This is a genomic window from Corynebacterium sp. 74A (assembly GCF_008930665.1).
Taxonomy (GTDB): domain Bacteria; phylum Actinomycetota; class Actinomycetes; order Mycobacteriales; family Mycobacteriaceae; genus Corynebacterium; species Corynebacterium megadyptis.
In genome coordinates, this window is the sequence record NZ_PQMG01000006.1 from 1 (window position 1) to 14,126 (window position 14,126).

General features: G+C 62.9%; 13 protein-coding genes. 4 read left to right on the forward strand and 9 right to left on the reverse strand.

Annotated elements, in window-relative coordinates:
- Window positions 1-376: 376 nt before the first annotated feature.
- Genes GBB11_RS09030 through GBB11_RS09040 form a run of 3 tightly spaced genes read right to left on the reverse strand, consistent with a single transcriptional unit; the run spans window position 377 to window position 2,735 of the window.
- Window positions 377-1,447: a hypothetical protein gene (locus tag GBB11_RS09030; protein WP_151549709.1), complete on the reverse strand. Its 1,071-nt coding sequence runs from the start codon at window positions 1,445-1,447 to the stop codon at window positions 377-379.
- A gap of 35 nt (window positions 1,448-1,482) precedes the next feature.
- The gene (locus GBB11_RS09035) at window positions 1,483-2,364 is read right to left on the reverse strand and encodes an ATP-binding cassette domain-containing protein (protein ID WP_151549710.1); all 882 of its coding nucleotides are present in this window, start codon (window positions 2,362-2,364) and stop codon (window positions 1,483-1,485) included.
- Window positions 2,361-2,735: a GntR family transcriptional regulator gene (locus GBB11_RS09040; RefSeq protein ID WP_151549711.1), complete on the reverse strand. Its 375-nt coding sequence runs from the start codon at window positions 2,733-2,735 to the stop codon at window positions 2,361-2,363. Before GBB11_RS09040 ends, GBB11_RS09035 begins: the two co-directional genes overlap by 4 nt.
- Window positions 2,736-3,080: 345 nt before the next feature.
- On the opposite strand from GBB11_RS09040, the gene GBB11_RS09045 reads away from it, so the two are divergent.
- Window positions 3,081-4,679, forward strand: a complete 1,599-nt coding sequence (locus GBB11_RS09045; protein ID WP_151549712.1) for an NYN domain-containing protein — start codon at window positions 3,081-3,083, stop codon at window positions 4,677-4,679.
- Window positions 4,680-4,797: 118 nt separating this feature from the next.
- Here GBB11_RS09045 and GBB11_RS09050 read toward each other — a convergent pair whose 3' ends face one another.
- Entirely contained in the window at window positions 4,798-5,637 is an 840-nt protein-coding gene (locus tag GBB11_RS09050; RefSeq protein ID WP_151549713.1) for a PspA/IM30 family protein, read from the reverse strand.
- A 204-nt stretch (window positions 5,638-5,841) separates the two neighbouring features.
- Window positions 5,842-6,213: a co-chaperone YbbN gene (locus tag GBB11_RS09055; protein ID WP_151529725.1), complete on the reverse strand. Its 372-nt coding sequence runs from the start codon at window positions 6,211-6,213 to the stop codon at window positions 5,842-5,844.
- 334 nt (window positions 6,214-6,547) lie between these two features.
- On the opposite strand from GBB11_RS09055, the gene GBB11_RS09060 reads away from it, so the two are divergent.
- The 3 genes from GBB11_RS09060 to GBB11_RS09070 all read left to right on the forward strand — a co-directional run bounded on the left by GBB11_RS09060 (window position 6,548) and on the right by GBB11_RS09070 (window position 10,170).
- A complete protein-coding gene (locus tag GBB11_RS09060) occupies window positions 6,548-6,757 on the forward strand; it encodes a heavy-metal-associated domain-containing protein (protein WP_151529724.1) in 210 nt (69 codons plus the stop codon).
- Between the two features lie 112 nt (window positions 6,758-6,869).
- Window positions 6,870-9,176 carry a cation-translocating P-type ATPase gene (locus GBB11_RS09065; protein ID WP_151549714.1) on the forward strand — a complete coding sequence of 769 codons (2,307 nt, stop codon included), beginning with the start codon at window positions 6,870-6,872 and terminating at the stop codon, window positions 9,174-9,176.
- Between the two features lie 205 nt (window positions 9,177-9,381).
- Window positions 9,382-10,170 carry a FadR/GntR family transcriptional regulator gene (locus GBB11_RS09070; protein ID WP_151549715.1) on the forward strand — a complete coding sequence of 263 codons (789 nt, stop codon included), beginning with the start codon at window positions 9,382-9,384 and terminating at the stop codon, window positions 10,168-10,170.
- Window positions 10,171-10,187: 17 nt separating this feature from the next.
- On the opposite strand, the gene dnaB is transcribed toward GBB11_RS09070, so the two are convergent.
- The 4 genes from dnaB to rpsF form a co-directional block, all read right to left on the reverse strand.
- On the reverse strand, window positions 10,188-11,783 hold the full coding sequence (gene dnaB, locus GBB11_RS09075; protein ID WP_225979218.1) for a replicative DNA helicase: 1,596 nt from the start codon (window positions 11,781-11,783) through the stop codon (window positions 10,188-10,190).
- Window positions 11,784-12,622: 839 nt separating this feature from the next.
- A complete protein-coding gene (rplI, locus tag GBB11_RS09080; RefSeq protein WP_151549717.1) occupies window positions 12,623-13,075 on the reverse strand; it encodes a 50S ribosomal protein L9 in 453 nt (150 codons plus the stop codon).
- Window positions 13,076-13,168: 93 nt separating this feature from the next.
- Window positions 13,169-13,765: a single-stranded DNA-binding protein gene (locus GBB11_RS09085; RefSeq protein WP_151549718.1), complete on the reverse strand. Its 597-nt coding sequence runs from the start codon at window positions 13,763-13,765 to the stop codon at window positions 13,169-13,171.
- Between the two features lie 54 nt (window positions 13,766-13,819).
- Complete coding sequence (gene rpsF / locus GBB11_RS09090; RefSeq protein ID WP_192795935.1) at window positions 13,820-14,107, reverse strand: 30S ribosomal protein S6; 288 nt, start codon at window positions 14,105-14,107, stop codon at window positions 13,820-13,822.
- Between the last annotated feature and the right edge of the window lie 19 nt (window positions 14,108-14,126).

The window sequence follows — 14,126 nt, forward strand, 5'->3', positions numbered from 1 at the left end:
ACATGCGACCAAACAAACCCCAATCACAAGGGCACCTGATCCACACACAACCAAACACGCACACCACAACAAAAGCAGCACACATCAACAAAACAAAGCTGGCACACTATCGAGTTCTCAAACAACACTCGCTACTGCTCGAACGGAAGCTTTTCGCTCGTCCGTGCCGCAGCGACTCGATAAACACTACACAGCACTCTATAACAACACAAACCTGCAGGTCACCAACTGTTTTTCTGATGTTCATAACCATGCAACGTGGTTCGTATGCGGCCGCGTCTCACCTAGGCCGCCCACAGCCGCCGCCGAGCACGCGTCCGGACCACCCCCAAGCACGCACCCGACCACACACCCGGGTAGAAGTACCTAGCCCTCGCTAGCGATACACCCCGCACCGTATGGCGGTCTGTGTTCCGCGGAGGAAGATGTTGACCATCGCCACGACCACGGCCACCACGAGGATGACCAGGCTGAGCAGTATGTCGATACCGTAGTACTCGGCGATCTGCATGACGGAGGTAGCGAGGATCACTGTCGCTGGAATTCCAAAGATCGCCACAGTGGGCTTAGCGAAGGTATAGAGCGCAAGGTAGACGAGCATGAAGGCCAATGCCCGCAACGCAAGGGTGGGATAGCTCATGACGGAGGTGTCATAGCTAATAAGAGCGGCAAGCAGTTTCGAGCACCCTGCGGCTATAAGCGCATAGAGCACCATGGCGCTCAGGCAGGTGCCGAACCACTGTTTGCGCGTGAGCCCGAAGCTCTGCCATGTTCCGAGGGAACCGGGTTCTTGGGCAACAATCAACCCTCCGAGGCTGAGCACGATCGCGACCATTCCCATCAGCGGCTGCGGTTCCGTCCACTCCCATGCCTGCGAGCCTAGGGCGATAATCTGAGCGATCACGAAGAAGACAAGCAGTGGCGGGAGTGTCAGCTGTACCGGCAACGGCAGCCCCTTGCAGGCACGCATGAGCACTAGGGTGGGGCGAGTGGCCCACACCTTGGGTTCCATCGCCCGCGCCAGTTCCGGCCGATCGTGCGCGCGTTGGAACCACAGCGCTTCGAGGACATAGATGGCGAGAGCACAGAGGGCAAGCCCGAGAAAACCATTCCACCACCAGCGCGGACTCTCTGCGAATAATGCCCCAGCCACGATGATGCAGGCTGGTAGCTGCGCCAGGATCGCCAGCATCAACGGCCCGGCGACCAGGCGCATTCTTCCCGCGTGATTAACTCCCAGGGCCCACGCTCCGAACACCACTTTATTGCGGAGAGCGGCATAAGCGACGAGCACGAGGAGCGCACTCATCACCGCTTGCGCTGGTGGAGCCATGAAGTAGCTGGTCAAACCCACAAGGCCTAAGCCCAGCATGGGGAGAATGTCGATCCACTTCGCGTTCATGCGCACGCTGGAACGCAGCGGGCGCACAAAGTGTGTGGCTGTCATGTCTGCCTCCTTATATACGTGTCGGTGGAGTGGAGTTAGTGGGTGGGGATGGGGGTTTCTGTCAGTGCCTGGAACACATCGGCCAAGCTCGGGGTATCGATGCGCACGCTGCGCCCCTGTAGGTCCGCTGCCTCCACAGATGCGGCGGTGACCATGAAGCGGCTATGGGTGCGGCCATCGCGGCGGCTGAGGATTCCGGAACCCAGCGCCCGCACAAGAGCGTCACTATCGGCCCGCGGGACGGTGACAAAGCGGTAGGCATCGTCGATATCTTCGACGGGGAGTTGCCCCACAAATTCACCCGTGGGGGAGAGCACGAGCGCTTCATCGATCACGAGGGCGAGCTCTTCGAGCTGATGCGTGGCCATCACGATGGTGCGCGGGTGGAGTTGCTGCTCCTCACGCAGGAATGAGTAGAAGAGTTCGCGGTTCTGGGCGTCGAGGCCCAAATAGGGTTCATCCAGCAAGGTCAGCTCGGCGCGCGCACAGAGCCCGACGATGGCGCCCACCATGGAGCGCTGGCCGCGGGAGAGATCCGAATAGGATGCGTGCGGCGCGAGCCCGAACTGCGCGGTCATCTCTGTGGCCCGAGCTCGATCGAAACGCGGGTAGCGGCGAGCAGCGAGGTCGAGAATCGTGTTCACACTCCACGGCCCGGGGTAGGGGTTATCGATCCCGGCATAGACACAGCGATCCATCACGGCGGAATTATCGAAGGGCGCACTATCGAAGACGCTCAACTCACCTGCGCTGGCTTTGTTTTGGCCCGCAAGGATGGTGAGCAGCGTGGACTTACCGGTGCCGTTGCGCCCGAGCAGACCATAAAGCGAACCGGGCTGCAGGTCGATGGTCACGCCGCGGAGAACGGAGTGCGAGCCATAGGACTTAGACAGGTTGTGTGTATGGGCGATGCTCATTGGTAGAGGCCTCTACTTTCTGCAACTCGATCAATCAGGGTGTGTAATTCAGCGCGGGCAATACCCAGCTTGACGGCTTCATCAATAAGCGGCGCGAGAAAACTCGCGGCGAATTCCTCGCGCCGCCGGGCGAGGATCAGCTCGCGGGCATCGTCCGTAACGAACATCCCGATGCCGCGGCGCTTCTCTAGGACGCGGATATCGACAAGCAACGCGAGCCCCTTTCGGGCAGTTGCCGGGTTAATGGAATGAAATTCCGCCAACTCATTGGTGGACGGGGCACGCTCCCCAGGAGCGAGAGAGCCCTCCACAATGGAATCCTCAACGAGGGTGGCAATCTGCCGGAAGAGGGGAGCAGTGGCTTCATCCATGCCTCCTCCTTCTCACACACGCGGCCTGTGGGGCGGAGGCTTATCGACGCCACCCCGCAGGCTCATTGGTTGGTTACTTGTGTAACTAACCATATAACTAACCAACCCTGGTGGCAAGGCCTACCGACATACGCAGCTGGACACACCTCATCGCGACCGTCCACCCTGCCGCCGCGTGAGTCCACCCGAAGTGCTGGTCACAGAAAGATTGGGGGGAGGAGGAGATGTGCCTTTTCGACGCGAGGGGTGCACATAGGGCACACTATAAGGCACACGGAGGGTGCATCTTTACCCCCGTTTTTATACAGATGATTATTAATGAGAAACGGATGACAACCATTAGCCATGTTGCCTCGTACACAGGTATTTGTAGACACTTCCTACCTTCTAGCCAGCTTTTATAACTCATGGGAAACCGGGGCCCGCGCCCAGTTAGAGATTGATCTTCCCGAGGTGGTAGCGGTCCTGGGTCAGATGATCCAGGACCAGCTGGGCCAGCCGATTCACCGCCAGCTGTGGTACGACGGCCTTCCTGATTCCGGCCCTCACCGCTATCAACGAGCCTTGCGCACCTGCGATGGCGTGCTGCTCCGCGCCGGCCAGCTCATCGAATGGGGCGAGCGCCGCACCCAAAAGGCCGTGGACACCCGGCTCGTCGCGGACATGGTTCTCGCCGGAGTGCGCGGCACCTGTACGGACATGGTGCTGGTCTCCGGCGATGCGGACATGATCCCGGGCGTCCAAGAGGCCTCAATGGCGGGCGTGCGGGTGCACCTCTACGGCTTCGGCTGGGACTCCATGTCCTCCGCACTGCGCCACGCCTGCGATACCACCACCATTTTGGATCCCCGCGAGGATTTCGCAGAGTGCATGCAATTGCAGGTCCTGGAAGGCCCACTGCCCCCGCAGGTTCGCTCCAAGCCCATCGGCGATGCCGAACCCTTGGACGATACCTCGCCCTGCTCGGTGCCGGGCACCACGCTCAGCCATGGCAACCGCGCACAGCCGCGCCCTTCGTCCCCCTGTGACTCCTCCTCTGCGACGGGCAGCTCCGAGCAGGCCCCAGCCGCCGGCGATAGCATGAGCGAGAGTGCAGCAACGCCGGTGGATACCCCGGCTGAGAAGCAGGACGCGCCTGAGCGCTCAGCCCATCCCGAGCAGCCGGCAACCCCCGAGAGCTCTGCAGACTCCAGCGAACAACAGCGCAATCGCAGCGACTCGCCACTGTTGACCCGGCCGGGTGAGCCCGCCGAAACCGATGATGACCGCCCCTATTCCAGCGCGGAGTCCACCGAGCCAGAGCAGGCCGCCACATCCACCACGGAACGATGCGGCGATGCGCCCGCCACACTCTCCACTCCGAATGCCGCGGCGGAGCTCACCCCAGCACACCTCTCGGGGGATACCCCCGAGCCAGTGCCGCAACCCACCCCTGCAGATATCGCCCAGAACCAGCAGCAGCCAGCTAGCGAGAAGCGGGGGCCGGAGAGCAGCCCAGACACGAAGTCCGAGGCGGCAGGGGAGAGCTCCACCGACGCGGAGAATCGCCGGAGCGCGGCGTCGACAAGCGGCCCCGTGCCGAAGCCCACGCCGAAACCGACGCCCAAGCCCTCCATGATGGCGCGCCGCCGCAAGCTGCGCTCGCGCTATGTTCCCCTGCCAAATGAGGTATGGGCCTCCGCAGGCTTCCAGACCCCCTTCGACGTGGGCCAGCAATACGCCTCGTGGTGGTTTGATAATGCCGCCTCCTCCGAGCAGCGCGACCAAGCGCATATGCTCTCCGGCGGTGGCCTGCCCCCGGAGATTGATCGGCCGCTGCTGCAATTCGCCTGCGAAACCCTGCATGAATACACGCTCACTGAATCGCAGCGCGTCAGTCTGCGCGATGGTTTCCACTCGGGTATTCGCGGCGTGCTCATCAATTTGAGCGGACGCGACTTCTAACACCGGCTGTGGGCGCCCACGCGCCGCAGAGACATACACGAGCCGCCACCGGATCCCGCGCGGGGGATCGACGGTGGCGGCTCGTTGTACGCGCCCAGGCTTAGGGCTATCGCCGCAGCTAGCGGTCGGAATCCTGCTCAGAATCCGCCGTGGGGTTCTCGGGTGTAACCTCTTCGGCGTCCTCGGGCTCGCTACCGCGGGAGAGCTCGGCGGGAGAATCCTGCGCGGCGCTCAGCTCGCCCTGCATCTCGGAACGAATCTTCTCCAGCCGCGACTGGGCGGCCATATCGCGGCCGGCAGCCTGGATCTCCTGCATCTGGGTATTCACGGTGTTCACCGTGAGTTCCTGCGCCCCGAGCGCGGTGGCGTAGCGGCTCTCGATCTTCTCGCGCACGCTATCGAGGGTGGGCACGGAATCGTCCTGGGAGAACTGCCCCATGGAATCCACGGCCTTGGCATTCGCCTCCTGCATCTCCACGTGCTCGGCCTGGCCGCGCAGCTGGGTCAGCTCACTGAGCTGCTCCTGCAGGCGCGCCTCCGACTGCTTCGCGGTGGCCTTGGCCTGGTCTGCCGCCTGCACCGCCTGCTCGTATTGACTGCGCACATCCTCGATCTGGTTCTCTACCGCCACCAGCTGGCTCACGATCACCTCGGCGGTGGCGTCATATTCCGCCCCGGCCCGCTCATCGCCCTGAGCGCGGGCGTTATCAGCGGCCCGCACCGCGGTGCGCGACTGCTCATCGAGTTTCTTTTGGTCCTCCACGAGGCGGTTGAGCTTCATCTCCAACTGGCGCTGCTGGCCAATGATGGAGGCCGCATGCTCGGCGATCTCGCGATGCTGCTTCTTCGCCGCCTCCTCAGCCTGATTGATCTGTACCTGCGGATCGGCGTTCTCATCGATCGCATTGTCGAAGGAGGCCATGAGGTACTTCCAGCCCTTACTCAGTGGATTAGCCATCTAGATCAGTGTCCTTACCTTTTCTGCTTGGTGGCGGTCACGAGAGACGGCAGCGCACGCTGTGCCTGCGCAACCGCAGTTGTAGCTTCAGTGTAGAGAAAATCCCCACGATCCGAGCGCTCCACAGCGCCCAGAAGGTGGGGATGGGGCGCGCATCACCCAGAGCACCAGAGTGCGCTGGGTGGCTGCGCCGCATAGTCAGTCTTAGCCCTGCTCGTTCTGCGCCTGCTCGACCTGCTTGCGCACCTCATCCATGTCCAGCCCCTTTACCTGGGTGATGAGGTCCTCCAGTGCGGCGGGCGGCAGGGCGCCGGCCTCGCGGTAGACCAGAATGCCATCGCGGAAAATCATCAAGGTCGGGATGGACTGAATCTCTAGTGCAGCGGCAAGGCCCTGGTTGTTCTCGGTATCCAAGGTGCCGAACGTGGCGTCCGTGTGTTCCTCGGAAGCCTTCTCAAAGGTGGGTTTGAAGGCGCGGCAGGGGCCACACCATGCGGCCCAGCAATCCACGAGCACAATGCCCTCGCCGGTAACCGTGTCCTGGAAGTTGTTCTCATTCAATTCGATGGTTGCCATGGTGGCCAATCTCCTTCATTATCTGTTGGTATACGTAGACCGTGGTTTCAAGGCTACATGGGGGTGCAACGCCGCCGGAGCGGGGTTCATTCCGCAGCGTGGTTCTGCACCCTCTCGCGAGCCCGTGACGCGCAGCTGACGTGGGCCACACGCGGACACTGGGGTGGCTGCGGCACGCGGGATCGGGGAGGGGTTAGTATCGGTGGGTGTACGCCGCGCCACGCGGGCCCCGAGCGGGGCCGCTCTGCGGCGCCAGAGAGCCGTACCGCACGTATGACCAGCCGCGGCGCATGCGGACGCCGCGCGATGATTTGCTAAGGAATTGAGAGTAAACATGGGCATGAAGAACTACAAGGTAAAGGGTATGACCTGCGAGCACTGCGCCAAGGCAGTGGAGCAGGAGCTGGAGTTTGTTGCCGGCACCCAGGGTGTCGATGTTGATGTTGAGCGGGGCATTGTCCGCGTCACCGGCCATGGCTTCACCGATGAGGGTGTGACCGCCGCGATCGAAGAGGCCGGCTACGAGGTTGTCGTCGAGGACTAGTCTCGGCTCCGCCACTCATCTCGTGCAGGTGAGTGGTCTTTTTCACTCACCTCTATACCCCCTAGGGGTATAGAGGTAGCATGGGCCCCACGAGGGAAGAGAAGGAGAATATATGCAGGACAGCACCGCAATGGAGCATGTCGATCTAGGAGTAACGGGCATGACCTGCACGTCCTGCTCCTCGCGGGTGGAGCGCAAGCTGAACAAGCTCGAGGGCACGCAGGCGACGGTGAATTTCGCCACCGAGACCGCACGCATCGCCTTCGACCCGGCGCTGCATTCCACCGCGGACTTTCTCGACGTGGTGCGCACCACCGGCTATGACGCCTTCATCATGAGCGACTCCACCGCTGCGCCTGTCGATGCCGCCGCACCGGCATCGGAGGCGGCCGCTGACGCCCCCGCGCGGGCGGAGCAGGAGCACGCCCGCTATCAGGCAGAGCTGAAGCAGCGGGTGATCGTTTCCGCGTTATTGGCGCTGCCGGTGATGCTGCTGTCCATGGTGCCGGCCCTGCAATTCCAGTACTGGCAGTGGGCCGCGCTCACTCTTGCCGCCCCGGTGTATGTGTGGGGCGGCTGGCCCTTCCACCGCGCCTGCGTGCGCAATGCGCGCCACGGCGCCTTCACCATGGACACGCTCATCTCCATGGGCACGACGGCGGCGTTCCTGTGGTCGCTGTACTCGCTTTTCCTCGGCTCGGCAGGGCAGCCAGGAATGCACATGCATATGAGCCTCTCCGCGCACGCCGCTGCGGGCATGGATCAGATTTATCTGGAAACCGCCTCCATGGTGATCGTGTTTTTGCTGCTCGGGCGCTGGTTCGAGGAGCGGGCGAAGGGGCGCAGCTCCCAGGCGCTTACGGAATTGCTCAACCTGGGCGCGAGAGAAGCCGCGGTGCTGCGCGATGGGCGAGAGGTGCGTATTCCCAGCGCCCAGGTGGCGGTGGGCGATCACTGCGTCGTGCGCCCCGGAGAGAAGATCCCCACCGATGGGCGGGTGGTCGAGGGGCATTCCGCGGTGGATGAATCCATGCTCACCGGCGAGTCCATGCCCATCGAGGTCGATCCCGGCGCGACGGTCACCGGCGCCACCCTCAACACCACGGGCCGGTTGATCGTGGAGGCCACCCGGGTGGGCGCGGATACCACCTTGGCCCAGATAGGCCGGCTGGTGAGCGACGCTCAGGCCCGCAAGGCGCCTGTGCAGCGGCTGGTGGATCGGATCTCCCAGGTATTTGTGCCCGTGGTGATCACCGTCGCCTTGCTCACCCTCGGCGCCCACCTGCTGCTGCGGGATGGCTCGGTGGCCGACGCCTTTGCGGCCGCAGTAGCGGTGCTCATCATCGCCTGCCCCTGCGCGCTGGGGCTGGCTACTCCGACAGCATTGCTCGTAGGCACGGGCACCGGCGCCCGGCTGGGCATCCTGATTAAGGGCCCCGAGGTGCTGGAATCGACCCGCCACGCCGACACCATCGTGCTCGATAAAACGGGCACGATCACCACGGGGCAGATGTCCTTAAGCGGCCTCTACGCCACCGGGGTCTCGGAGGAGGAGCTTGTGGCTCGTGCCGCGGCAGCCGAGTCGGGCAGCGAGCACCCAGTGGGGCGCGCGATCTGCCATGCCGCCGCCGAGCGCGGGATCACCGTGCCTGCCGCCAGCGAGTTTCTCGCCACCGCGGGACAGGGGGTCAGCGCCGTGGTGGAGGGGCAGCGGGTGAGCGTCGTCAAGCCAGGAGCGGCGGACCTGCCCGAGGTGGTGAGCCAGATGCGCGAGACCGGCGCCACCGTGGTGCTGGTGCGCGTCGACGAGGCGCCCGTGGGCGTGATTGCCGTATCCGATGCGCCTCGGGAGGAGGCGACTGCCGCCATCAGCCAGCTCAAGGACCTAGGGCTGCAGCCGTGGATACTCAGCGGCGATAACCAGCAGGCGGCGCGCCATGTGGCCCGCCAGGTGGGCGTCGCGGAGGAGAACGTGATCGCCGAGGTGCTGCCGGAGGATAAGGTGCGCCACGTCGCGGCGCTCGCCGAGCAGGGGCGCACCGTGGCGATGGTTGGCGATGGCATCAATGACGCCGCCGCCCTCACCGAGGCGGATCTGGGCATCGCCATGGGTGGGGGCACGGATGTGGCCATCGAGGCCGCCGATATCACCCTCATGCACTCAGATCTGCGCGCTACCGTTGATGCGCTGCAGCTATCGCGCGCGACGCTGCGGGTGATCCAAGGAAATCTGTTCTGGGCGTTTATCTACAACATCGTGCTCATCCCCGTGGCCGCCTTGGGTCTGCTGAATCCGATGCTCGCGGGATTGGCGATGAGCCTGTCGAGCGTGTTTGTGGTGACTAACTCGCTGCGGCTGCGGCGTTTCCGCTCGAGCTTCCTCAACCCCGGTGCGGCGGCTGCGGGGTCGCGAGACTAGGCTCACCTACCTCCGAGTCGTTGCTGTGGGTGGCGCACTAACTCTGGGCTGATGTCGATTTTGTAGACTGTTCGACAACCGAGAAACTGCACCGGAGTTCCGCATCAGCCTTGTCACCGGTTTTATATGCGGTCGCGTGCCGCAGAAACAGACCGCCGAGACAGTGTGTGCTGTGTAACTTCCGGGACGACAACGAGGACACACAGTGACTACCGACAACGCCTATTTCGGCCGCATGGGCCACCAGCCCACCACCCGCTCGGATCAGCTGGTACAGGAGATCGCGCGCTATATTCTGAATGCTGGGCTGGTCAATGGCGACCCCATTCCGCCCGAGCCGGAACTCCAGCGCATCCTTGGCTGTTCCCGTAACTCCATTCGCGAGGCCATCAAGGTGATGGAGGCCGTGGGCATGGTGGAGGTGCGCCGCGGCACCGGCACCTTTGTCGCCGGCAATCCTCTGGCTCCGCTGACTCCGGCGTTGATCTTCCAGGGCATGCTCTCGCTCAATTCCGGCGGCAACGAGGCCAAGGACATCATTACGCTGCGCCGCGGCCTCGAGGTGGCCTTCCTGCCCATCGTGATGAAATATGTGGCCGAGGACGACGCCGCGAAGCAGACGCTGATCGCGCAATTGCAGGGCACCGTGGAGGAGATGGCCGCGGCCGAGCGCGCCGGCTCTTCGACCGTGGACTTGGATTATCGCTTCCACAACCAGCTATTCGCCCCGCTGCGCTCGCGCACGCTGAAGCAGCTTAACGACGCCATCCTGAATGTGTATTTCTCGCTGCTCGAGGCCGTAGCGGAGCGCTTCGGCGAGCACCCCGTGTTCGAGTCGGATCCCAGCAGCCAGCCGCTTGCCACCGCCCACCAAGGCATCGTGGATGCCATCGCCGAGGGCAATGGCGAGGAGGCCGTGGAGCGGCTGCTCAACCACTATCAGCCGCTGTCGGAAGCCATCGATAGTGTGATCGCCGCCCGCGAAGAACGCTAGGCGGCGCCGCCCGCTTTTTAGGCGCGGGCCAAGTCCTTGAAGCGCGAGTAGTGCAGCTGGTGGGCCACCTCGACGGTGCCGATGGGGCCACCACGGTGCTTCGCCAAGATGATGTCCGCCTCGCCGGCGCGCACATCCTCGAGGTCCTGGGAGTCGGGGCGATACAGCAACATCACCATATCGGCGTCCTGCTCCAAGGAGCCGGATTCACGCAGATCCGCCAGCTGGGGGCGCTTATCCGTGCGCGACTCGGGGCCACGGTTGAGCTGCGCCACCGCAACCAGCGGCACCTCTAGCTCCTTGGCCAACAATTTAAGCTGGCGGGAAAATTCGGACACCTCTTGCTGGCGGGACTCCACCTTCTTGCCGGAGCTCATCAGCTGCAGGTAGTCCACCACGATCAATTGCAGATCATGCTTGTCCTTGAGCTGGCGGGCCTTCGAGCGGATCTCCATCATCGTCAGGTTCGGGGAGTCATCGATAAATAGCGGTGCCTCGCTGAGTTCCCCGGCCCGCTGCGCGATACGCGCCCAGTCATCATCGGACATGGTGCCGGAGCGCATATCGGAGAGCTTCACCTCGGCCTCGGCAGAGAGCAGACGCATGACGATCTCGGACTTGGACATCTCGAGCGAGAAGAGCACCGAGGCCATATTGTGCTTGATCGAACAGGAGCGCATGAAGTCCAGGGCGATGGTGGATTTACCCACACCAGGACGAGCCGCCACAATGATCATCTGGCCGGCGTGCAAACCATTGGTGATGCGGTCGAGATCAATAAACCCAGTGGGCACGCCAGTGGACAGCCCGCCGTTTTGGGCGATCTCATCCAGCTCATCCATCACCGGCTGCAGCAGATCATCCAGCACAGCATAATCGGTGACGGTCTTCTTCTGCGCAATCTGGAATACCTCCTGCTGCGCCAGATCGATCATGACTTCGATCTCGGTATCGCCGGCCGCCTCATAGCCCAGCTGGACGATGCGCGTGCCCGCCGAGACCAAACGCCGCAGCACGGCCTTCTCAGAGACGATCTCCGCGTAGTAGGGGGCGTTGGCAGGGGTGGGCACAACCTCGGCGAGGGTGACCAGATAGGAGGGGCCTCCCGCCCGCTCCAGATCGCCGTGGCGGTGCAAACGATCGCGCACGATGAAGGTGTCGATCTGTTTATTGTCCGCGTAGAGATCCAAAATGGCGCGATAGATCAGCTGATGCTGCGGCGCATAAAAGTCCTCAGGGTTGAGCTCCTCGACGATGTCGGTGACCACCGTCGGCGCAATGAGCATCGCCCCCAGCACGCCCTGCTCCGCCTCGCGGTCATGCGGCAATTGCCGGGCATAGTCCCGCGGGGTGGCGTCATCGAAGCGCCCCCGACCCGCGCTGCGCTGCGGGGCGAATCGACCCTGATTAGGCCCGGCGTGGTTATAGCTCGGGGCCGAGTCATCAAAGCTACTGGGCGCAAACTCGGGCGCCGGGGGGAAATCACTGATCGCCTCGGCGGGGAAACCCTCCGGCCGAGCTGGACTGGGGGAGTAGCTGGCATCCTGCCCGGCCCCGCCCTCGGCGGGGTCCGGCGGGAAGGCGTTGTCATCAAAGTTCGCGCTACCTGCCACGTCTCTCAGCTCCTTCACTGTCGCCACTTTTCAGCCTGGGCGCATCCCGCGGATGCGGGAGACGCCAGACCTCGATTCTATCCACCCCTGAGCGCGCCGTCCCCCTAGGGCAGAGGAGGTCCACCCACAGCAGCGGGGAAGCAATGCGCTCGGCGCCCAGCCGCTCCACATTGGTGGCCGCCGCTGTGGATAACGCCCCGCGTTCTGGGCTGCGGGGGAGGGATTCTTCACACTCTGCACGGAGGTTATGCACAGGGGTCTGTGGATAACTCTGTGTACGCGAGGTCCATAGCAGCTAAAACTCCTGCTCACCTAGCGCTTAGCTGGCGTTTACCTGCGGTTTTATATATCCGTCCTGCTCAGACGGTAGTTCGCTAGTGGCACCCAGCATCGACGTCACCGGATCGTCACCTTCGCACCCGCCAAGCACCCCCTCTCGAGGGGCCAGTTACCCCCTCGCCGCGGGGCTTATGGACCTCTCATGCACAGGTTATGCACAGCGCTATCGCACTTGTCCACAGACATGGCTGTGGATTGTGCATAACTCTGCCGATAGGCGTACACCACCCATGCATCACACACGCATCAGTGTCGATAGATCTCCCCACACCAACTCGCCCTAGAGAGGCACTGCGGGCGAGAGATGCACCACAGCCCTGCCCGTGCCCGCTTCCGGCTAAGCGAGCCGCACCGGCCCCCGCAGCGCCTTTGTGAGCACCCCCTGCCCCGAGATACACCAAGGGCCCCTAGCGGGGAGTGTGTCCCCACCAGAGGCCCTGGTGCGCTGTTGTCGTTGGGGTCTCCTCTATACGTGAGACCCGCCGTCTAGTGCGCGTAGATTACGCGGCGACGACCTTGAAGTTCACCTTTGCACTGATGTCATCGTGCAGCTGAGCAATCACCTGGTAGCCGCCGGTGCTCTTGACGAGACCCTTCGGCACGGTGATGGTCTGCTTCTCGATCTTGGGGCCGCCAGCGGCCTCGATCGCCCTAACGATGTCGCCAGCCTGGACAGAGCCGAAGAGCTTGCCCTTGCTGGAGGTACGCATGGTCACAGTGATGTTGTCAAGGGCCTCGATCTGCTCCTTGACCTCGCGTGCATGATCCAGGCTCTGGATCTGGCGCTCGGAGCGCACACGCTTGATGTCTTCGATCTGCTTCTCTGCACCACGGGTTGCCACAATGGCCATACCGCGGGGAAGCAGGTAGTTACGTCCGTAGCCGTCCTTTACCTCGACGATGTCACCGGGGACACCGAGGTTCTCTACGGCAGCCGTAAGGATCAGCTTCATGATCCCTGCCTTTCGCTTATGAAAAGAATGAAAAGTGGTTGTGTATTCGCATGAAGTCCCAACACCCGCGAGCGGGCGCATCGGACTCGCCTATCAGAATGGCGGGTCGTCGTCATCGCCCTGGAACCCACCCGCAGGGGGTGCCGAGTTCCACGGGTCATCGTTGTGGACGTCGTTCTGCGACTGTTGCTGATAGCCACCAAAACCACCTTGGCTTTGACCGCGGTTTCCACCGCCTTGGCCGCCACCAAATCCACCTTGGCCACCGCCAGAGTTAGCGCCACCAAAGCCACCGCCTTGGCCGCCTTGACCACCCTGGCCGCGCTGCACGCGGTTCACGGAGGCCGTAGCGTACTTCAGCGAGGGGCCCACCTCATCGACTTCGACTTCGAAGACGGTGCGGCGCTCTCCCTCGCGGGTGTCGAAGGTGCGCTGGCGGAGCCGACCATTAACGATGACGCGCATACCTTTAGTCAGCGACTCGGCTACGTTCTCCGCCGCCTGGCGCCACACGTTGCACTGCAAGAACAGTGCCTCGCCGTCCTCCCACTGGCCGGTCTGCGAGTTATAGCGTCGCGGAGTGGAGGCCACACGGAAGTTGGCCACTGCGGCACCCGAAGGGGTAAAACGCAGTTCAGGGTCGGCAACGAGGTTGCCAACAATCGTGATAGGGGTATCGCCTTGTGCCATGGTCTCAGGACTCCTTAGGAGTTCGTTGGTTGGTGTTACTACCAGTGTTCCTGATTAGCGATCGGTGCGCAGCACCTTGGTGCGCAGAACCGTGTCGCTGAGGTTCAGCTTGCGGTCGAGCTCGACGACAGTCTCCGACTCACAGGTCAGGTTAAGGACCACGTAGATGCCCTCTTCCTTCTTGTTGATCGGATATGCCAGACGACGCTTCGGGCGAATGTCCACCTTGTCAACGGTGCCGTTTTCCTTGCGAACAGTCTCAAGGAACTTATCTAGGGACGGGGCTACGGTGCGTTCATCCTGCGAGGGATCGAGAATGATCATGAGTTCGTATTGACGCACGGACCTCATCACCTCCTAT